Genomic DNA, 19,575 nt, shown 5'->3' on the forward strand with positions numbered 1-19,575 from the left:
CGAGGAGATCCGACCATGTTCCTGCGTACCGCCCTGGCCGCTACCCTGGCCTGCGCCTGGCTGCTACCCGCCCAGGCCGCCACCGAACTCACTGTCTACAGTGCCCTGGAGGTCGAGCAGTTGAAGCCCTACCAGGAGGCCTTCGAAGCCCAGCATCCGGACATCCACCTCAAGTGGGTGCGGGACTCCACCGGTATCGTCACCGCCAAGCTGCTCGCCGAGAAGGATCGACCCCAGGCCGATGTCATCTGGGGCCTGGCCGCTTCGAGCCTGGCGATCCTGGAAAAACAGGGACTGCTGCAGCCCTATGCACCGCAGAATCTGGCGCAGATAGGCGCCCGCTACCGCGACACAGCCAATCCACCGGCCTGGGTCGGCATGGACGTCTGGGCGGCGGCCCTCTGTGTGAATCGCATCGAGGCCGAACGCCAGGGCCTGCCGCTGCCCAAGACCTGGGAAGACCTGACCCGTCCCGAGTACCAGGGCAAGATCGTGATGCCCAATCCGGCCTCCTCCGGCACCGGCTACCTGGACTTCAGCGCCTGGCTGCAGATGTTCGGCGAGGCCAAGGGCTGGGACTACCTGGACCGCCTGCATCGGAACATCGGCCAATACACCCACTCCGGCTCCAAGCCCTGCAAGCAGGCGGCGGCCGGCGAGTTTCCCATCGGTATCTCCTTCGAATACCCGGCGGTGCAACTCAAGCGCCAGGGCGCGCCTCTCGAAATTGTGCTGCCCGCCGAGGGCCTGGGTTGGGAAATCGAGGCGACGGCCATCGTCAAGGGCACCGACCACCTGGAGGCGGCGCGCAAGCTGGCCGACTTCTCGGCGAGCCCGGCAGCCATGAATCTCTACAAGGCCAATTTCGCCGTCCTGGCGCAACCGGGTATCGCCACGCCCATGGCCGAACTGCCCGCCAACTACGAACAGCGCCTGGCGCCCAACGACTTCGCCTGGGCCGCGCAGAACCGCGAGCGCATCCTCGCCGAATGGCGCCAGCGCTACGACGGCAAATCCGAACCGCGCCAACCTTGAATCCGGGGGTCTTCTCATGAGTCAGCACGAATGTGATCTGCTGGTGGTCGGTGCCGGCATCCTCGGCCTGGCCCACGCCTGGGCCGGGGTTCGCCGCGGCCTCAGGGTCCGGGTCATCGAACGCAGTCATACGCCGCTCGGCGCGTCCATCCGCAACTTTGGCCAGGCCCTGGTCACCGGTCAGGCACCCGGCACCATGCTGGCGCTGGCACAACGCTCGCGAGGGCTCTGGGCCGAGCTGGCGGGTGCGGCTGGGCTGTCCCTGCTGCAGCGCGGGTCCCTGCTGTTCGCCCGTACCCCTGCGGAAGAAGCCCTGCTCGACGCCTTTTGCGCCGGCCGTGCCCGGGCGCTGGGCTATCGCGTCGAGCTGCTGCGCGGCGCGGCGCTCAAGGACCTCTACCACGGCCGCTTCGCCCACCACCGCGCCGCCCTGCATGGCCTGGACGACCAGCAGCTCTACTCCCGGGAGGCGTTGCCGCAGATCGTCGAGTTTCTGCGCGGACTGGGGGTGGAGTTTCATTTCTCCACCCTGGTACGCGACGTGACACCGGGCACTGCCCTGACCACCGCGGGTCGTTTCACCGCCGGCCACATCCTGGTCTGCTCGGGACACGACTACCAGACGCTGCTGGCCGAGCCCCTGGCGACCCTGGAGCCCCAGGTCTGCCGCCTGCAGATGCTCCGCGCCCGCTGTACCCGGCCACTGGATCTGCAGCACGCGGTGCTGACCGGGCTGAGTTGCGTCCACTACGGCGCCTTCGCCGACCTGCCCGAAGCCGCGGCGATCCGCGCGGAAATCCGCCAGCAGCAACCGGAGCTGGCGGAGCTCGGCATCCACCTGCTGATCAGTCCGACCCCCCAGGGTGAGCTCATCATCGGCGATTCCCATGACTACGGTAGCGATGCGTCACCTTTCAACGGTGAGCACGTCGATCGCCTGCTGCTGGAGTTGGCAGAGCAAACGCTGGGCGACCGCCTGGAGGTAATCGAGCGCTGGCAAGGGGTCTACGGCGCTCGCGGCCCTGGGCCGTTCAGCGTCCTGCAGGTCGATCCGCAGATCACCGCCGTGCTGATGCATACCGGTCTCGGCATGAGCATCGGCCTGGCACTGAGGGAGCGAACGATTGCGGAAGTGTTCTGAGACCTCTGCGGACAGGAGCCGCCTTCACGTCGTACAGGCGTGACCCGCAGTATCCTTTGCGGGCCTGGCCTGCTATCTAGGCAGCATGCGCCGTCACGGCATGCTGCCGCAGAGCCCCGTTCCGCCAGTCCAGGTTGAAGATGCCTTCCTTTCATAACGACCGCTACGACCTTCCCCTGTCCACCGCTGCCGCCCGCGCCGCCGAGCGCTATCAGGCCGGCGTCGATCTCTTGCTGTCGCTCTGGCCCGGTGCCGCCGAGGCGCTGGACGAGGCCATCGCAGCCGATCCTGACTTCGCCCTGTCCCATGCAGCGCGGGCGCGGCTGCAGCTGATCGACAACCAGGCCGGCGCTGCCCGGGAGACCATCGCCCAGGCGCAGCGGCTGGTGGAGCGGCATGGCACGGAGCGCGAGCGCAGCCATGTGGAAGTCGTGCGGCGGCTGATCGCCGGTGAGGCCGCCCAGGCCCTGCAGGGCGCGCTGGACCACGCCGAGCGCTGGCCGCGCGACATCCTGATCCTCGGCCTGCCGCTGGGGGCCTTCGGCTTGCTAGCCTTTTCCGGGCGTGCCGATCACGACCAGGCGCGGGTCGACCTCTGCGAGCGCCATGCCCGCCATTTCGCCGCGGATGACTGGTGGTTCCTCACCTACCGCGGCTGGTCCCACGGCGAGAACGGCGACGTGGTCCGCGGTCGGGCGCTTGCCGAGCGGGCGCTCGAGCTGCGCCGCCACAACGTCAACGCGGCCCATGCGCTGACCCATGTCCTGCACGAATCCGGCGACAGCCAGGCCGCGCAGGCCCTGATCGCCGGCTGGCTGCCCGAGTACCCCCATCACGGTACCCTGCATGGCCATATCGCCTGGCACGGCGCCCTGGTGGCCCTGGAGCAGGGTGACAGCCAGGGCGCGCTGGCCCTCTATAAGCGCTTCGTGGCGCCGGCCGCGTCCACCGCCGGCCCGCTCAATCGGGTCAGCGACAACGCCTCCTTTCTCTGGCGCCTGGGCCTCTATGGCCATGAAGTGCCCGCCGGCCTCTGGCAGGCCACCGCCGCCAGCGCAGAGGGGCTGTTCCAGCAACCGGGGCTGGCCTTTGCCGACGTCCATATGGCACTGATCGCCGCGGCGACCGGGGATCGTGGGGCGGTGGAAACCCGCGTCGCCGGATTGGAAAGTCGTCTGCGCGACGGTGTCCTGCCCGCCGGGCCGGTCGTCCCTCTGCTCTGTAGCGCCCTGCTGGCTTTCGCCGAGGAAGATTATCTCGCTTGTGCCCGGCTGCTGGAGCCGCTGCGCGCGGACGTCCCCCGCATCGGTGGCAGCGGCGCCCAGCGCGAGGTCATCGAAGACACCCTGCTGGTCGCCCTGCTGCGCGGGGGTGAGCAGGTCAAGGCCGCGGCGCTGCTGGACGAGCGGCTGCACCGCCGGCCCTCAACCCGGGATCGGTGTTGGCAGGCCAGCCTGACGTTCTGAGGAGCGAGGTCAGGCGTGGGTCAGATACCAGCGCCAGTCCTGTTCCCCCACCTCGGCCATGAATTGCCGGTACTCCGCGCGCTTGATCGCCAGATAGACCTCGATAAAACGCTCACCCAGCGCCTCCCGGATCCAGCTGGAGCGCTCCAGCGCCTGCAGCGCGGTGAGCCAGTCGGTGGGCAGGAAGTCGGTGGCCTGCTCGTAGCCGTTGCCGACGATGGCCGGCCCCGGGTCACGCTCGTCACGGATGCCTTCGTGGATGGCGGCGAGGATGGCCGCGGCGGCCAGATAGGGATTGGCATCGGCGCCGCAGATGCGGTGTTCGATGTGGCGACTGCTGGCCGGACCACCCGGCACGCGCAGGGATACGCTGCGGTTGTTGACCCCCCAGCTCTTGGCCAGCGGTGCATAGCTGTTGGCCTGGAAACGGCGGTAGGAGTTGGCGTTGGGACAGAAGATCGCCAGGGCATCCAGCATCCGGTGCTGCATGCCGCCGATGGAATGGCGCAGCAGCGGCGTGCCCTGCGGGTCCTCGCTGGCATAGAGGTTGTGTCCCTCGGCATCGGCCAGGCTGACGTGCAGGTGCAGGCCGCTGCCCGCCTGGTCGCCGAAGGGCTTGGCCATGAAGCAGGCCTGCAAGCCGTGGCGGTTGGCCACGCCCTTGACCAGGCGCTTGTAGCGAATGCCTTCGTCGATGGCCTGGAGGGCGTCGAAGCGGTGCAGCAGGGTCAGTTCGAGCTGGCCGGGGGCGTATTCGGAGATGGCCGTGCGCACCGGCAGGCCCTGCACCTCGCAGGCGGCGTAGAGGTCATCGAGAAAGGGTTGCAGCTGCTCCAGTTCGTAGACCCCGTAGACCTGCGGCGAACCGGGTCGCACCCCATTCATCTGCAGCGCCGGTTGCGGCCGGCCCTGGGCGTCGCGGGTGTGGTCGAGCAGATAGAACTCCAGCTCCACCGCCATCACCGGCTGGAAGCCGTCGGCCTGCAGCCGCTCGATCACCCGTACCAGGGCGTGCCGGGGATCGGCGGGCGTGGCCGGCAGCCCCTGGGTCGGGTGCATGCTCACCTGCACCTGACCGGTCGGGGTGCTGCGCCAGGGTTGCAGGGTCAGACTGCCGGGCAACGGATAGGTCCAGCAGTCGACATCGGCGACCTCCCAGACCAGGCCGGTGGCTTCGACGTCTTCCCCCTGCAGGGTCAGCGCCAGGATGGAGCTGGGCAGCGGCCGGCCCTCTTCGTAGATGGCCAGCAATTCGTCCCGGTGCAGCAACTTGCCGCGGGGCACGCCATTGGCATCGATCAGCATGAGTTCGATGCTGCGCACCTCGGGGTGGGCGGCGAGGAAGTCGCGGGCTTCCTGGGCGTCGGCGAAGTTCATGGCTGACACTCCCGGGCGCCGGGCAGCGCCAGGAGTTCGGCGAGGCCCTGGTCGAGGGTGGCGAGCAGCAGATCGACGTCTGCCGCAGCGAGATCCGGGCAGCACAGGGTCATGTTGTGGAAGGGGGTGATGAGGATGCCCCGGTTGATCAGATAGAGGTGCAACGCCTGCTGCAGGCTGTCATGGAAGGCGGCTTCCGCCTCGGCGCCGGTGGTGGGCGGCGTGGCGCAGAACTGGAATTCGCAGCGGGCGCCCAGCTCCGTCACCGACCAGGCCAGGCCATGGCGGGCGATCACCGCGCGCAGACCAGCGGCCAGTCGCGCTGCCAGCGGCAGCATCCGTTCGTAGGCGGCCGGCGTCGCCACTTCCTCCAGGTTGACTCTCAGGCAGCGCATGGCCAGGGCATTGGCCGACAGCGTGGTGCCCATGCCGCTGTGCCCATGGCCATGGCTGGTCTCGCTGGCGTGCTGCTGCGCCAGGCGCATGGCCTGGGCCATCTCGTGGCTGCAGCCATAGGCCGAACAGGGCACGCCCCCGGCGATGGGTTTGCCGAAGGTGATGAAGTCCGGCTGCAGATTCCAGGCGCGGGTACAGCCGCCGGGGCCGGTGGACAGGGTATGGGTCTCGTCGATGATCAGCAGGGTGCCGTATTGCCGGGTCAGGGCGCGGACCTGGTCCATGAAGCCCGGAGCGGGCAGCACCATGCCGATGTTGGTCATGGCCGGTTCGCAGATCAGCGCGGCGACGTCGCCCTTCGCCAGTGCCTCCTCCAGCGCCGCCAGGTCGTTGAAGGGCACGGCCCGACTGGTCTCGGCCAGGTTGTGCGCCTGGCCGATCAGGCCGCCGCGGTGCACGGTGCGACCGTCCTGATGGCGCACCATGACGTCGTCGACGGTGCCGTGATAGCAGCCGTCGAACACCAGCAGCATCTTGCGATTGGTGATGGCGCGCGCCCAGCGGATGACATAGCGGTTGGCGTCGGTGGCGGTGGTCGCCACCTGCCAGAACGGCAGGCCGAAGCGCTCGGCGAGCAACTCCCCGGCGACCACGGCATCCTCGCCGGGCAGCATGGTGGTGAGCCCGCGGGCACCCTGCTCGGCCAGGGCCCGGGCGATGGGCGCCGGCGAATGGCCGAACATGCTGCCGGTATCGCCCAGGCAGAAGTCGATGTACTCGTGGCCGTCTACATCGTGGAAGCGCGAACCCTGGGCATGGCTGACGAACAGCGCACTGGGCATCGACCAGTCATTCATCCAGTGCATGGGCACGCCGCCGAACAGGGAGTGCCGGGCCCGCTCGGCCAGGGCGAGGGATTTGGGATTGCGCGCCAGGAAGCGCTCGCGTTCGGCCGCGACGAAGGTCTGGACGGCGGCTTCGCTGATACCACTGGTGGTCATGTCGGACTCCTCTTGGGTTTGAAGGCGGCTCGGCCCGGGCTCAGTGCCCGGCCGAGACGCCGCAATCGATGGCCAGGTCGGCGCCGGTGATGGAGCGGGCGGCGGGTTGGCACAGGAAAAAGGCCAGTTCGGCGACTTCCTCGGGTTGGATGAAGCGCGCCTGCTCGCCTTGCGGATACTTCTCCAGCAATTCCTGCAGATAGGCGGCGGGATCGCCATTGCCGTAGCGCTCTGCCTGAAAGCTCAGCATGGGCGTCGCCACATCGCCGGGCGAGATGCTGTTGCAGCGCACCCCGCTGGGCGCCAGGTCCAGCGCCAGGGCCTTGGTCATCAGGGTCACCGCGCCCTTGCTGGCGCAGTAGACGGCGGCATTGCGATTGCCCTGGCGACCGGCATCGCTGCTCAGGTTGACGATGGCGCCGCGGGTGTCGCGCAGCGCGGGAATGGCCGCGGCGCAGAGAAAGAAGCTGGCCTTGAGATTGACATCCAGCACCAGGTCGAAATCTTCCTCGCTGAAGGTCTCGGCCGGGCCTTCGCGCCAGACGCCGGCGCAGTTGACCAGGGCGTCGAGTCGACCGAGGCGGTCCAGGACGCGGGCGACCACCTCCCGGCTGGCGCGGGCCTGGCGCAGGTCGGCAGCGTGCTGGCCGGCAAGCTGGCCGTCGGCCTGCAGCGCCGCCAGGGCTGCGCCGTCGAGATCGGTGCCGAAGACCCGCCAGCCCGCCTGCAGAAAGTGCGCGCGCACCGCCTGGCCGATGCCCCCCAATACCCCACTGATCAGCACGACTGGCTGCATGTCAGGCCCCCTTGCTTTCGATGCGGCTGTTGCCGCCGTCCACCACCAGGTATTCCCCGGTGATGTAGCTGGCCTCGGGCGAGGCCAGGAAGGCCACCGCCGCGGCGACCTCGGCGGGGCGGCCGGCGCGACCCACGGGGACCCGCGTCGCCGCCTGCAATTCTTCCGGCAGGCTGGAGGCGGTTTCGATCCAGCCAGGGGCGACGGCGTTGACCGTGATGCCCTGCCCGGCCACCTCCAGCGCCAGACTCATGTTCATGCCGACCATGGCCGCCTTGGCCGCGCTGTAGGCCGCTGCCTGCGGAATGCCCGCCCGGGTGCCGGTGGCGGAACTGACGTGGACGATGCGGCCATAGCCGCGCGCCTGCATGCCGGGCAATACGGCACGGGTCAGCAGGAAGGCCGTGGTCAGGTTGCGCGCCAGGGTCAGATTCCAGTCGGCCAGGGTCATCCGCGCCACCTCCACCAGGGGCTCGGGACTGCCCTGCATGGTCATGCCGGCGTTGTTGACCAGGATGTCGATGCGGCCCCAACGCGCCTCGGCCCACTGGCAGAAGTCGCCAACGGCGGTCTCCTCGGTGAGATCCAGGGCCTGACCTTCAGCGGTGAAGCCGGCGGCGCGCAATTCCGCCACCCGCTCCGCTCTCCGGGCGCTGCTGGCGGTGACGAGCAACCGGGCCCCCGCCGCGCCCAGGCGGTGGGCTATCGCCATGCCGATGCCGGCTTCGCTGCCGGCACCGCTGATCAGGGCCACCTGGCCCGCCATCGACTCGCTCATGTCACTGTCTCCGTTGTGGTCTGACTGGACTCTAAGCCTGTCTGGCTGATACAAAAAGACGATCGTTATCAGCGAAATTGACAACCATGGCCTTTACCAGCGAAACGCTTCGGGTCTTCCTCGCCGTGATCGACGAGGGCTCCTTTTCCGCAGCGGCCCGCGTCCTGGGGCGGGTGCCGTCAGCGGTGAACATGGCGATTTCCCAGCTGGAGGCCGAGCTGGACCTGGTGCTGTTCGATCGCGCCACCCGCAAGGCCTTGCCGACCCCCGCCGCGCGCGCCCTCGAACCCCAGGCGCGGCAGGTGGCCAGCCAGCTCAACCTGCTCGACGCCCATGCCCTGCAATTGCACGCCGGGCTGGAGCGGCGCTTCGTGCTGGTGATGGCGCCGGAGTTGCAGACGGGTGCCTGGAGTCGGCCGCTGGTGACCCTGGCCGAGGAATTTCCGGCGCTGGAAATCGAGATCCGCTCGGCGGCACGCGCCGAGGCGATCCGCCTGCTGCACGAGGGCAGCGTCGACCTGGCGCTGATCTTCGAACGACCGGGGATCAACGAGCAGGAAGGTTTCGCCGAGGCCGGCAGCCAGTTGCTCACGGCGGTGGCGGCGCCCGGTTACCCCTCGACCCGCACCGGTCGACCGCTGGGCGAAACGCTGATGGCCGATACCCGCCAGATCGTGGTGGCCGGCGGCGACCGCAACGCCTCGGACCCGCAGATCGTGCTGTCGCAGCGGGTCTGGCTCACCGACAGCTATCTGGCGACGCTGGACCTGGTGCAGGCCGGGCTGGGCTGGGCCTATCTGCCTCACCCGCTGGTGCGCCCACTGATCGCCGCCGGGCTGCTCGAACAGGTGCAATTTGACAACATGGCCAGCCAGATCCGTCGCTGGATCGACGTCATCTGGATCAAGAACCGCCCCCAGGGCCTGGGCGCGCGGCGCTATCTGCAACTCCTGCGCGAGCAGATCGGCACCAAGCCGGAATAGTAGCCTTAGCGCCCTTCGGTGAGCCGCTGCAGCAGTTGCGCACGCCGCGCCTGATCCGCGGCTTCCTTGGCCTGGGCCAGTGGCAGCAAGGCTGCGGCCCGCGCGGGCGACAGGACGAACAGGCCGTCGTCGTCTCCCAGGGCGAGGTCACCGGGGCAGACGAGCGTCTCGCCGAGCTGGAGTTCGACGTGCAATTCGCCCAGCGCCTCGCCGCCCTGGGTGGTGACGGCGCTGATGCCGCGATGGAAGACCGGTAGACCGAGCTGGCGAAGCGCCTGGACGTCGGTGATTGCGCCGCTCACCACCACGCCGGCCAGGCCCTTGACCAGGGCCGCCAGGGTGCGCAATTCGCCCCAGCAGGCGCAGTGAGGATCGCCGACGGCCTCGATCACCAGGACGTCGCCCGGGCGACTGGCGATCAGCGCCTCGCGCAACAGGGCGCCGTGGGGCAAGGGAATGCGCGCCGTCACCACCCGGCCCAGCAGGCGCGCACCAGCTATCGCCGGCTTGAGCTCGGGCAGGTAACCCGTACGTCCGAGATGGCCCAGGGTCGAGGCGGAAATCTGGGCGTAGCCGGCGATCAGCGCGGCCGGCAGCTCGTTCAGGTGGCTGGGCATATCGCCTCCCGGGGGCGGATCAGCGGACAGTTGGAGCAGTATTCGGCGGGTGCCGTGGCCTGGTAGTAAAAGCAACAGGTGCGCCGGAAGCGGACGGGGCGTCCCACCGTATTCGCCGTTGCAGGCCGGCGGAATTGCGCCAGCGGATTGGTCTCCAGTCCCAGCTCCGCCGGCGTGGCCGCCAGCAGCCAGGCGAAGTCCTCGGCGCAGCGGGCACGAATGGCCGGATCATCCAGTTCGGCAAGGCGCCGGTCGTACAGCGAATAGAGCCGCACCGCCGCGTTCTCCCAGAGGATGCGCGGCGAGACGCGGCCAACCTGCGCCAGGGTCTCCCAGAGCGGCCGCAGCAACTCGCCGAACAGGGTGCGGGCCAGCAACGCCCGGGAGGTGGCGTGATCCTCCACGGCAGGCAGCGGCCGGGTATCGCTCAGTGGTAGCGTCGAGTGCCAGCGTCCCTGGACGTGGCCATCCTCGATCCAGACATTGCCCGGCGTCAGGTCCAGGCGCCGGTCATAGGCCGACAGGGCGTGGAAGGCTACCCCGGTGGTGAGAAAGCCCAGCCGTTTGGTCAGCAGCGACGCCGCGACCCGTCGTGTGGGGGCTTGCATGCGCGCCCCCAGGTCGTCGAGCAACTCGGCGCAGCGCGCGGCGTCCAGCCAGGCGGCGACCGGCTGGCTGTGCTGCCCATCGCGCTCCCGGGCTTCGCGCAGGCCGAAGGTTGCGCGCAGCTCGTCCCGTTGGGCACTGTCGAGGGTGGGCCTCAGGCACATGGCGGTACCTCGCGACCGAAGGGAATGCACAGCGGCGTGCCGAAATAGGGATCGGCGATGATCCGGCATTCCAGGGCGAACACCTCCCGTACCAGGGCTTGCGTCAACACCGCCGCGGGAGCGCCCTGAGCGTAAGCGCGACGCTGGTGGACGGCGACCAGGTGATCGGCATAGCGGCAGGCGAGATTGAGGTCGTGCAGCACCATGACGATGGTCTTGCCCTCCTCCCGGTTCAGCTGGCGCAGCAGGTCCAGCACCTCGATCTGGTGCGCCAGGTCCAGGTAGGTGGTGGGTTCGTCCAGCAGCAGGCAGTCGGTATCCTGGGCCAGGGTCAGGGCGATCCAGGCGCGCTGGCGCTGACCGCCGGAGAGGTCGTCCACCGGCCGCTCCGCCAGCGCCAGCAGGTCGGTGAGGCGCAGCGCCTTGTCCACCGCCGCGGCATCGTCCGCCGACCATTGACGCATCCAGTTCTGGTAGGGATAGCGGCCCAGGCTGACCAGCTGCCGCACACTGATGCCCTCGGGCGCCACCGGGGTCTGTGGCAGGACCGCCAATCGCCGGGCCAGGGCGGCGGTGGACTGCCGGTGGATGTTCTGGCCGTCGAGCAGCACCTGGCCCTGGCGCGGTTCCAGCAGCCGGGCGCAGGCCTTGAGCAGGGTGCTCTTGCCGGAGCCGTTGCTGCCGATGAGGACCGAGACGCGACCCGGTGGTAGGTCGAGGTCGAGGGCCTCGATGATGGTCTGGGTGCCGTAGCCGAGGGTCAGGCCGCGGCTGGCCAGGGTTGCCATGAAGCCTCCTTCAGGGGCGTTGCCGGATCAGCAGGTAGAGGAAAAAGGGCGCCCCCAGGGCGGCGACGAAGATGCCGGCCGGCAGATCCAGGGGTAGGAACAGGGTACGACCCAGGAGGTCGGCGAGCATTACCAGCAGCGCCCCCACCAGGGCCGCCAGCAGCGCCTGACCGGCGAACCCACTGGGCAGCAGGCGGCGGGCGATATGGGGCGCGATGAGGCCGACGAAGGCGATGGCGCCCCCCCAGGCGATGGCCACCCCGGCCAGCGCCCCGGCCAGCGCCAGCAGGGCCGCGCGTTGCCGCTGCAGGCGCACGCCGAGGCCGCGAGCCAGGTCGTCGTCGAGTTGCGCCAGCACGGCGTGGCGCGCCAGGACCGCCAGTGGCAGCAACAGGGCCAGCCACCACAGGCCCAGGGCGCGCACCTCCGGCCAGCTGGCGCCATAGACGCTGCCGGTCAGCCAGACGTAGGCGGACAGCGTGGTGGTAAGCGGGCTGAACACCAGCAGGAAGGTAGTGGCCGCGGCGAGCATGGCCGACACCCCTACCCCCACCAGCACCAGCCGCAACGGCGAGGCGCCATGATTCCAGGCCAGGCCATAGACCAGCAGCGCCGCCAGGCCCGCGCCGAGCATCGCAGCCAGCGGCAGGCCATGCGGCCCGAGACTCCCGGCCAGAAACGCCAGATAGCAGACCGCCCCGGCACTGGCGCCACTGGTGATGCCCAGCAGGTCCGGCGAAGCCAGGGGATTGCGCACCTGGCCCTGCAGCAGCAGGCCGGACACCGCCAGGGCGCTGCCGACCAGGGCTGCCAGCAGCGCCCGCGGCAGGCGCAGCTGGGTGACGATGAAACCCAGGCCGCCGTGCGCGTCGTCAGCGAAGGCGGCCAGCACCTGGGTGGGCGTCAACCAGACCTTGCCCAGGCAGAGGCACAGCAGCAGGGCCGCCAGGGCCACCAGCGCGGCGACGGCCAGCCGCCCCAGGGTGGCCGGGGCCAGGCGCCGGGAAAAACGGCCGAGCCGCCAGACGATCTCAACGGCCATGGCGGCCTCCCCGGCGCGCGAGATGGATGAAGAACGGCCCGCCGAACAGGGCGGTCATGATGCCCACGGGCACCTCCTGGGGCAGGATCACCACTCGCGCCAGGCTGTCGGCCAGCACCAGCAGCAGCGCCCCGCCCAGGGCGCAGCCGGGGATCAGCCAGCGATGCTCGTTGCGCGCGCGGGCCAACAGCCCGCGCACCAGGTGCGGCATCATCAGGCCGATGAAGCCGATATTGCCGGCCAGGGCCACGGCGCTGCCGGCCAGGCAGATCACCAGCACCCCGGCCAGCAACCGGATCAGGCCGATGGGCTGGCCGAGGCCGCGGGCCAGGTCGTCACCGGCGACCAGTACATCCAGCTGCCCGGCCAGGACCATGGCGGCGGCCAGGGCCAGCAGGCTGAACACCAGCAGGGGCGCAGCCATGGCCAGGTTATGCTCACCCACCGAACCGGCCAGCCAGAACAGCACGCTGTCCAGGCCCTCCTGATTGATCACCAGCAACGCCTGGCTGAAGGCGGTGAACAGCGCCGCCAGGGCGGCGCCAGCCAGCACGATGCGCAGCGGCGTCAGGCGCGCCTGGCCCCGGTTGCCCAGGATCCAGACCAGGATGCCGGCCACCGCCGCGCCCAGCAGCGCGCAGAGCATCCAGCCTTCCGTGCTGGACAGCCCCAGCAGGGTGATGCCCAGCACCAGGGCGAAGGTGGCCCCGGCGTTGATGCCGAACAACCCCGGCGAAGCCAGGGGATTGCGCGTCATGGCCTGCATCAGGGCACCGGCCACCGCCAGGTTGGCACCCACCACCAGAGCGACCAGCAGCCGCGTCAGGCGCGTGGTGTTGACCAGGGTGGCATCCAGCGCCAGCGAAGGATCCTGCACCAGCGCCGCCACCACGCTGCTAGGCGCGATCCAGCGCGCACCGACCGAGAGGCTCAGCACGGCGGTCAGCGCCAGGGCCAGGGCGAGCAGCAGCAATCTGAAGGGTGCGCTCATGCGGCCCCCTGGGCGGCCAGAACACCCTCGATATCGTCCAGCAGCCGATTCGCCGCGAGCATGCCGCCGCCCAGGCTCCAGGCCACCCCGTCGACCCGCCAGACCTGCCCGCGGCGGGGGGCGCTCAGGCGTTGCCAGAGCGGGTGTTCGAGCAGACTGGCGTAGTTGCGCTGCACCGCGGCCTGGTCGGCGCGCAGGAAGACGAAGAACACCTCGGCCTCCACCACCGGCAGGCTTTCCCGGGAGGTCAGCTTGATCGAGGGCGCGGCGCTACCCTGGCTGGCCGCCGGCCAGGCGAAGCCCAGTTCGCTGAGTACCCGTCCGGCGAAGCTGTCGGGCAGGTAGCTGCGCAGGTGATCGGCGCGCACGTCCAGGACCGCCACCGTCGGCGGCCACTGGGTCCCGTAATGCCGTTGCAGCGCCTCGCGCAGACGGGCGATGCGCGCCTGCCAGGCCTGCAGCAGGGCCCTGGCGTCCGCTTCACGCCCCGCAGCGGTGCCCAGGGCCAGCAGGGTCTGCTTGAATTCGAAGACCTCCTCCAGCATCACCACCGGGCACAGCTGCTGCAGCAAGGGTGCGATCCGGCCATGGCGAAAGCGCGAGGCGACGATCAGCTCCGGCGCCAGCAGCGCCAGGTCCTCCAGACTCGGCTGGGTTTCCAGACCCAGCGAGGGCACCCCCGCCAGCGCCGGGCGCAGGTAGCGATAGACGGGTTTCTCGCTCCAGGATTCGACCACCCCGCAGGGCCTGAGCCCCAGGGCCACGGCGCTGTCGGTGGCACCCTGGAACAGCGTGGCCACGCGCCTGGACTGCGCCCGGGCGACGCCTGGCGGCAGCGCCAGGCCGGTGGCAAGCACGCCGCCGAGCCCGAGGAGCCGGCGGCGGGTCATAGAGAGGGAAACACTAGGGGGCATGGCTCACCTGATGAAAGGGATTGACCACCCTGCCCTTGCCGAACGGCATGCTGCCTGGCCCACCGGCCCGCTCGATCATCGGGCGCAGCAGCCACTTCTGCGGCCAGTCCGGCGCTTCGAACAGCGTCTCCCGGAGCAGCGCCCGGGCCTCGGCGTCGAAATCCAGGGCCGCGATGCGCTCCTCCAGTACCTCGCGCAGCAGCGTCCAGGCAGCGGTCAGCGGGACAGCGTAGCAGTTCGCGACGGTCTCGAAGATGGCCCTGAGATTGACCTGGATGCCCAGCGTCTGGAACCAGAACAGCAGATCGCGCGGATGCTCGTGATAGAGCGTCTGGGCATGGCCGGGCTTGATCCGGTACTGCGGATCGGCCAGCCCCTGGCGCTCCAGCCAGGGCACGTACAGGCGCAGGGAGTCGTGGTCGCGTAGCAGCAGGCCCTGGATGCGTCCGGCGCGCCAGACCAGCACGGCATTCTGCCCGTGCACCTCACCGAGCAGGCCGAGGCGGAACATCCGCAGGTTGAGGTCGATGAAACTGTGGCACAGCTCACCCAGCAACAGCAGGACATTGGCCGGCGTCGGTGCCAGCGCCCGTGCTGCCAGCCAGTCGTCGAAGAAATGCCGGCGACTGCCCGGCAGCTTTGTGCCGAGCGGGGCCATGGGCAGCAGCCGGCAGTCGGGATCGGCCAGCAGTGCCGCGGGATAGCCGCGCACCATGGCCGACAGATGCCGCGGCGCCTCGTCGAAGAGGGTCGCCGCCGGCGGCATGAAGGCCCACCAGCGACTCTCGTCGCACAGGTGCAGGCTCTCGGCGAGCACTGGGTCCAGGGCCCGCGCCTGGCGCAGCAGAGCCTCGCTGCGCGAGCCGTTGATCATCTTCACCGCCGGCAGGTAGCGCGAGGCGCCCAGGGAATGCACCGCCATGGGCAACTTGAGCTGGGCCACGCCCGCGCCCTCCTCCATGAGCATGGAGCGCAGCGACGAGGTCGCGTGGCAACGTGCGCCGGCGAAGTCCAGGTGCTGGCAGACGCCGCTGGCGAAGGCCTCGTCCAGCCGCCCCGGCAGCCCCTCGGCGAGTTGCCAGGGGTGTACCGGCAGCGCCAGGTGACTCTCGGCCAGGCCGCGCTGCTGCAATTCGGCCTGCAACTCGGCCAGCGCCGCTGGGGTCAGCAGGTCGGCCGCCGGCCCCTGGCCCTCCGCCGCCACCCCCTCGCCGCACAGCAGCTGATCGCGGCGCACCGCGACCCAGGCCAGGCGCACGGGTTGGCCGAATTCGGCCTGGTAGGCCTGGTAGTCGGCGTCGTTCAGGCCCAGCTTGGCCTTGGCCAGGGGGTGATAGGGTCGATCCCGCAGGGCGGCCCAGCGCTCCAGTTGCAGGAAGGCGGCCTGGCCGTCGCCCTCCAGCAGCGGCCCCGGGACCAGGGGTTGTGCCAGCGACAGCCGGGTCTGCCGCAGGCTGGTGGCCAGGGTCTCGCGCAGCAGGGCGATGCCCCGTGCCTGCTCGGGGTCGGCAGCCGCCTCGGCGAAGACCAGGGAGACGAAGGCTTCCGGCGTGAGGGTGCTCCAGGCGTCGCCCTGGCGCGCCAGGATCGGCGTACCGGGCACCTTCACCCAGGCCTGGGTGATACCCGGGCGGACCCGCGCGGCGATGAAGCGCTGCTCGCGGGGATCGCAGCAGCACTCCCAGAGGCGCTGCTCCGGGGCGGCCGGTTGCAGGATGACGGGATGTTCCGGGGCCGCGGCCGCCAGGGTCACGGCCAGCGGGGCGAAGACGTCTTCGGCCAGCAGGCAGTCGAACAGGTCCTGCAGGATCAGATCGGTGGCGAGGGTCTGGGCGTTCATGGGGATTCTCCGCAGGAATGGGCGGTCAGGCGGGCCTGCAGGGCCCGGAAGGCGATGCCGCGCTCGTCGCCGAGCACGAAGGTGATGACGCCCCGGGCGCGCCAGAGGTCGAGGTCCTCCGGCTGCCGGGGGATGGCGCAGTAGGGTGTGCCCTGCCGCTGGGCGGCGGCCCAGGTCTGGCGCAGGGCCTCCTGCACCTCCGGATCGGCGATGCGCCAGGGGCGACCGAGGGATTGCGACAGGTCCGCCGCCCCTTCGAGCAGCAGGTCCACTCCCGGCACCGCAGCGATCTCCGCTGCCCGGGCAACGCCGGTGGCGCTCTCAATCATGGCGACCACCAGGATCTGCGCATTGGCGCGGGTCACGTAGTCAGCCAGGCTGGTTTTGCCGAAGGAGCCAGGTCGCCCGGCATTGAGGCTACGCTCGCCCTCCGGGTGGTATTTGCAGGCGCGCACCGCGGCGGCCAGCACCGTCGGGTCTTCCACGCAAGGCAGCACGATCCCCTGGGCCCCGGCATCGAGCAGGCCCAGCAGGCGCTTGGGCTCGGCGTCCGGCACCCGCACCAGCGGCGTAAGGTCGTAGCTCTCGGCGGTGCGGATCATGTTCTCCAGGGTTTCCGGATTGATCAGCACATGCTCCAGGTCGATGATCACGAAGTCGTAGCCGGCTTCGCCGATCAGCTCGATGCTGGCGGGCGTGGGCAACGAGGCGAACAGGCCGTGGCTGGGCGTGCCGGCCGCCAGGGCGGCCTTGAGTCGATTGCGCCTCAGCATGCGGCGGACCGGTAGGGATGCAGGGGATTGGCCACCGCCTTGAAACGCCGCTCGCCATCGCCCAGCAGGCGCCGCTTGGTCAGCTCCTCCACCTCGAAGGTGGGGGCGAAGACATCGAACAGCGCATAGCGCTCCCGGTGCTGGGGATGGGCGCGCTGGTAGTCGAGGATGACCGTGGCGGTCGCCTGCCAGAAGTCGGCTTCGGCCAGGGCGAAGTGCTGGCGCAGAAACACCACCAGTTCGCCCAGGGCGATGAAGAAGAAGGCATCGCAGGTGAAGTCCCGGACCGCGTCCACGTCCTCAGTGAGGATGAAGGAGTTGCGGTTGATCCGCGCGTGGCTCGCCGGCAAGGGCTCCAGGGTCGGGCGCAGCTCCGGACGTGCCAGGTGGCGCTCGGCGTAGCGTACGCCGTCGTGGAAGTCCTTGAGGGCGATGCGCAGCGGCCAGCCGTCGCGGTGGATCAGCACGATGTTCTGGCCGTGGGACTCCATGCCGATGCCTTCGGCGTGGAGCATGTGCATCAGCGGCGTCACCGTAACCCTGAGCAGTTGCCCCAGCCAGGCGTCCAGGCCGTGGCGCTCGATCCAGGCGGCGACGAAGGGCTGCGGCGTACCCTGGCCATAACGATGCTCCACCTGGGTCAGGCCGTTGAAGGGTACCGCCTGTTCATCCGCACGCAGATAGGCATGGATGCTCTCGCGCCAGACGGCGCCGAGGGTGCCGTAGACGTGCCCCGCGCGACTGACCGGCAGCGTGCGACTGTCGTAGGCGACGCCGGCGACCTCGCCGAGCACCACGAAGTCCAGGTCGCGGGCCGTGGCATCGGTTTCGATCAGGCGCTGCAGCCAGTCGGTGATGATTGGGCCGTTGAGCACCGTATGACGCGCCAGGATGCGGGTGCTGGAGGTATTGGTCAGGCACATCGCCAGCTTGACGTAGGGCCGCCGGGGCGCACTGCGATTGGCCAGGGTGCGGATCGACTGCTGGGCGGCGTACTGGTCGCGAGAGGTGCCCAGGTAGAGCAGCTCGCCGCTCACCAGCTCGGGCTGGAACAGCGCGGCGAGGTGCTGCTCCCACTGCCAGGGATGCACCGGGATCAGTTGGTAGTCGTCCAGCGCCCGCCCCTGTTCGCGCCACTCGGCGGCCAGGGCCGCCCAGCGCTGGGCACCGAATTCCTCAGCGATGAAGGCCGGAAAATCCAGATGGCGAGAGTGCCCCACCGAGGCCCGCTCGCGCGCCAGAGCCAGCCAGACCAGTTGGATCGGCTCGCCGAATTCCGGTCCGTAGCGGCGATTCTCGGCCAGGGAGAAGCCGATGCGCGACTTGTAGCAGGGGTGGTAGCCATGGGCATCCATGAAGTGCCGTTCCAGGGCATCCACTTCCAGTTCGTGGGCCGGGCGATCGGGACGATAATCCTGGCGGCGCGACTGCAGGTCCTTGAGCAGGGTCTGCTCCAGCTCCTGGACGAAGCGTGGCCACAGCGGCGCGTCGCTCTGCTCGCCGAGCAATTCGGCCAGGGTCTCATGCAGCGTCGGCGCACGGCTCCCCTGGGCGTCCTGGCGCACCAGGCGCTGGGGGTCCAGGCGGATCAGACCGAAGCTGGCAGCGGCAGGCGCATAGCCCAGGTACTGCACCGGTTGGCCATCGGCGGCGCGACCGGCCAGGCGATACTGCGCCAGGCCATCCGCCACTGGCTGTACCTGGGCGCTGAGCACCTCTTCGTAGATCAGCGTCTGCAGCAATTGCGCCACCACGCGCTGCTCGACCTGGCAATAGAGGGCGGCGTCGGCGGGCGACGGCCAGGGCTGCGCAGGAAGTGAAAGCTGAGCGGTCATGAGTACCTCCGAACGGAAAGGGATTGGCCGGCGGGAAAACGCCAGGCCCAGGGCAGTGCCAGCAGGATGAACAGACCGGTGACGCTGAAGGCGTCCTGGATGGCGACGCCGGTGGCGGCCTGGCGCGGGCCCCAGCCGGCCGCGCCGCCCAGGCGCAGTTCCAGCCACAGGGAGGCGGCCACCACGGCCACCGAGGACACCAGGCGCCGGGCGATGTTGTTCATGGCCGCGCCCTGGGTGACCTGGGCATCCGGCAGGGTATTGAGGCCGGCGGTGGTGGCCGGCATGTAGGACAGCCCCAGGCCGATGCCGCGCAGCACCATCAGCGCGCAGATCCAGGCGAGTCCGGCATGGCTGCCGACCACACCCAGAGCCAGGGTGGCCAGGCCGCTGAGCGCCAGACCGGTGGCGATCACGCCACGGGGTCCGCGGCGGTCGAGCAGGCGCCCGCCGACCTGACCGAACAGCGCCGCCGCCAGCGCCGTGCAGAGCAGTGCCAGACCGGTCCAGAGCGCGCTGTGGCCCAGTACCAGCTGGATCAGCAGCGGCAGCAACACCAGGCATTCGAACATGCCCACCGCCTGGACCACGGCGATGATGACGCTGGCCCGGTAGCCGCGCAGGGCGAACAGTCGCAGCGGCAGCAGCGGATGGCTGCGCCGCAATTGCAGCCGGACAAAGGCCAGCAGGCACAGGAATCCGGCCGCCAGGGCCAGCAGATTGAGGGGTTCGCCCAGCGCCGTCAGCTCGCGCAGCCGGCCGAGGGTCACCAGCAGCAACCCCAGGCCAGTGGCGATCAGCAGGTAGCCGGCCAGGTCGAAGGGCTGGTGTTCGCGGGGGGCATCCGCGGGCAGCACCACCTGCCCCATGGCCAGGGCCAGCAGGCCCACCGGGACGTTGAGCAGGAACAGGGCGCGCCAGTCGAACACCTCCAGCAGCAGGCTGCCGCACAAGGGCCCCACTGCCGGCGCCAGCATCACCGCCCCGCCCCACCAGCCGGTCACCCGCCCGCGCTCCTCCTTGGGATAGACG

18 protein-coding genes are annotated in these 19,575 nt (G+C 69.8%); 4 read left to right on the forward strand and 14 right to left on the reverse strand.

Annotated elements, in window-relative coordinates:
• The first annotated feature begins 15 nt into the window (after positions 1 to 15).
• From GSQ95_RS22795 to GSQ95_RS22805, 3 genes are all read left to right on the forward strand, one after another.
• Entirely contained in the window at positions 16 to 1,035 is a 1,020-nt protein-coding gene (locus tag GSQ95_RS22795; RefSeq protein ID WP_158892350.1) for a putative 2-aminoethylphosphonate ABC transporter substrate-binding protein, read from the forward strand.
• Between the two features lie 16 nt (positions 1,036 to 1,051).
• Positions 1,052 to 2,176 carry a TIGR03364 family FAD-dependent oxidoreductase gene (locus GSQ95_RS22800; protein ID WP_158892348.1) on the forward strand — a complete coding sequence of 375 codons (1,125 nt, stop codon included), beginning with the start codon at positions 1,052 to 1,054 and terminating at the stop codon, positions 2,174 to 2,176.
• A gap of 140 nt (positions 2,177 to 2,316) precedes the next feature.
• Complete coding sequence (locus GSQ95_RS22805; protein WP_158892346.1) at positions 2,317 to 3,642, forward strand: tetratricopeptide repeat protein; 1,326 nt, start codon at positions 2,317 to 2,319, stop codon at positions 3,640 to 3,642.
• 9 nt (positions 3,643 to 3,651) lie between these two features.
• Here the strand turns inward: GSQ95_RS22805 and GSQ95_RS22810 are convergent, their stop codons facing one another.
• From GSQ95_RS22810 to GSQ95_RS22825, 4 genes are read right to left on the reverse strand one after another with little or no spacing between them, the layout of a single operon-like run.
• Complete coding sequence (locus GSQ95_RS22810; RefSeq protein ID WP_158892344.1) at positions 3,652 to 5,019, reverse strand: glutamine synthetase family protein; 1,368 nt, start codon at positions 5,017 to 5,019, stop codon at positions 3,652 to 3,654.
• Entirely contained in the window at positions 5,016 to 6,416 is a 1,401-nt protein-coding gene (locus GSQ95_RS22815) for an aspartate aminotransferase family protein (protein ID WP_158892342.1), read from the reverse strand. The genes GSQ95_RS22810 and GSQ95_RS22815 overlap by 4 nt, the downstream gene beginning before the upstream one ends.
• 40 nt (positions 6,417 to 6,456) lie before the next feature.
• The gene (locus GSQ95_RS22820; RefSeq protein ID WP_158973922.1) at positions 6,457 to 7,212 is read right to left on the reverse strand and encodes an SDR family NAD(P)-dependent oxidoreductase; all 756 of its coding nucleotides are present in this window, start codon (positions 7,210 to 7,212) and stop codon (positions 6,457 to 6,459) included.
• 1 nt (position 7,213) lies between these two features.
• On the reverse strand, positions 7,214 to 7,990 hold the full coding sequence (locus GSQ95_RS22825) for an SDR family NAD(P)-dependent oxidoreductase (protein WP_158894050.1): 777 nt from the start codon (positions 7,988 to 7,990) through the stop codon (positions 7,214 to 7,216).
• An 86-nt stretch (positions 7,991 to 8,076) separates the two neighbouring features.
• Here GSQ95_RS22825 and GSQ95_RS22830 point away from each other — a divergent pair, with 86 nt between their 5' ends.
• Positions 8,077 to 8,973, forward strand: a complete 897-nt coding sequence (locus GSQ95_RS22830) for a LysR family transcriptional regulator (RefSeq protein ID WP_158973923.1) — start codon at positions 8,077 to 8,079, stop codon at positions 8,971 to 8,973.
• 5 nt (positions 8,974 to 8,978) lie between these two features.
• Here the strand turns inward: GSQ95_RS22830 and GSQ95_RS22835 are convergent, their stop codons facing one another.
• From GSQ95_RS22835 to GSQ95_RS22880, 10 genes are all read right to left on the reverse strand, one after another.
• Complete coding sequence (locus GSQ95_RS22835) at positions 8,979 to 9,590, reverse strand: RraA family protein (RefSeq protein ID WP_158896911.1); 612 nt, start codon at positions 9,588 to 9,590, stop codon at positions 8,979 to 8,981.
• The gene (locus tag GSQ95_RS22840) at positions 9,575 to 10,360 is read right to left on the reverse strand and encodes an IucA/IucC family C-terminal-domain containing protein (RefSeq protein ID WP_158896912.1); all 786 of its coding nucleotides are present in this window, start codon (positions 10,358 to 10,360) and stop codon (positions 9,575 to 9,577) included. Before GSQ95_RS22840 ends, GSQ95_RS22835 begins: the two co-directional genes overlap by 16 nt.
• The gene (locus tag GSQ95_RS22845) at positions 10,351 to 11,148 is read right to left on the reverse strand and encodes an ABC transporter ATP-binding protein (protein WP_158896913.1); all 798 of its coding nucleotides are present in this window, start codon (positions 11,146 to 11,148) and stop codon (positions 10,351 to 10,353) included. The genes GSQ95_RS22840 and GSQ95_RS22845 overlap by 10 nt, the downstream gene beginning before the upstream one ends.
• A 10-nt stretch (positions 11,149 to 11,158) precedes the next feature.
• Positions 11,159 to 12,190, reverse strand: coding sequence for an iron chelate uptake ABC transporter family permease subunit (locus GSQ95_RS22850; RefSeq protein WP_158896914.1), 1,032 nt, complete (start codon positions 12,188 to 12,190; stop codon positions 11,159 to 11,161).
• Positions 12,180 to 13,181 (reverse strand): iron ABC transporter permease, encoded by a 1,002-nt coding sequence (locus tag GSQ95_RS22855; protein ID WP_158896915.1) that lies wholly within the window; start codon positions 13,179 to 13,181, stop codon positions 12,180 to 12,182. The genes GSQ95_RS22850 and GSQ95_RS22855 overlap by 11 nt, the downstream gene beginning before the upstream one ends.
• Entirely contained in the window at positions 13,178 to 14,095 is a 918-nt protein-coding gene (locus GSQ95_RS22860; RefSeq protein WP_158896916.1) for an ABC transporter substrate-binding protein, read from the reverse strand. Before GSQ95_RS22860 ends, GSQ95_RS22855 begins: the two co-directional genes overlap by 4 nt.
• Entirely contained in the window at positions 14,085 to 15,935 is a 1,851-nt protein-coding gene (locus GSQ95_RS22865; RefSeq protein ID WP_158896917.1) for an IucA/IucC family siderophore biosynthesis protein, read from the reverse strand. Before GSQ95_RS22865 ends, GSQ95_RS22860 begins: the two co-directional genes overlap by 11 nt.
• Entirely contained in the window at positions 15,932 to 16,708 is a 777-nt protein-coding gene (locus tag GSQ95_RS22870; RefSeq protein ID WP_158896918.1) for an HpcH/HpaI aldolase/citrate lyase family protein, read from the reverse strand. Before GSQ95_RS22870 ends, GSQ95_RS22865 begins: the two co-directional genes overlap by 4 nt.
• Positions 16,702 to 18,543 carry an IucA/IucC family siderophore biosynthesis protein gene (locus GSQ95_RS22875; protein WP_158896919.1) on the reverse strand — a complete coding sequence of 614 codons (1,842 nt, stop codon included), beginning with the start codon at positions 18,541 to 18,543 and terminating at the stop codon, positions 16,702 to 16,704. Before GSQ95_RS22875 ends, GSQ95_RS22870 begins: the two co-directional genes overlap by 7 nt.
• Positions 18,540 to 19,575, reverse strand: a 1,036-nt coding sequence (locus GSQ95_RS22880; RefSeq protein WP_158973924.1) for an MFS transporter, incomplete at its 5' end; no start/stop codon positions are given. The genes GSQ95_RS22880 and GSQ95_RS22875, both read right to left, overlap by 4 nt.

Source organism: Pseudomonas sp. BAV 4579 (assembly GCF_009765395.1).
GTDB lineage: Bacteria > Pseudomonadota > Gammaproteobacteria > Pseudomonadales > Pseudomonadaceae > Chryseomonas > Chryseomonas aestiva.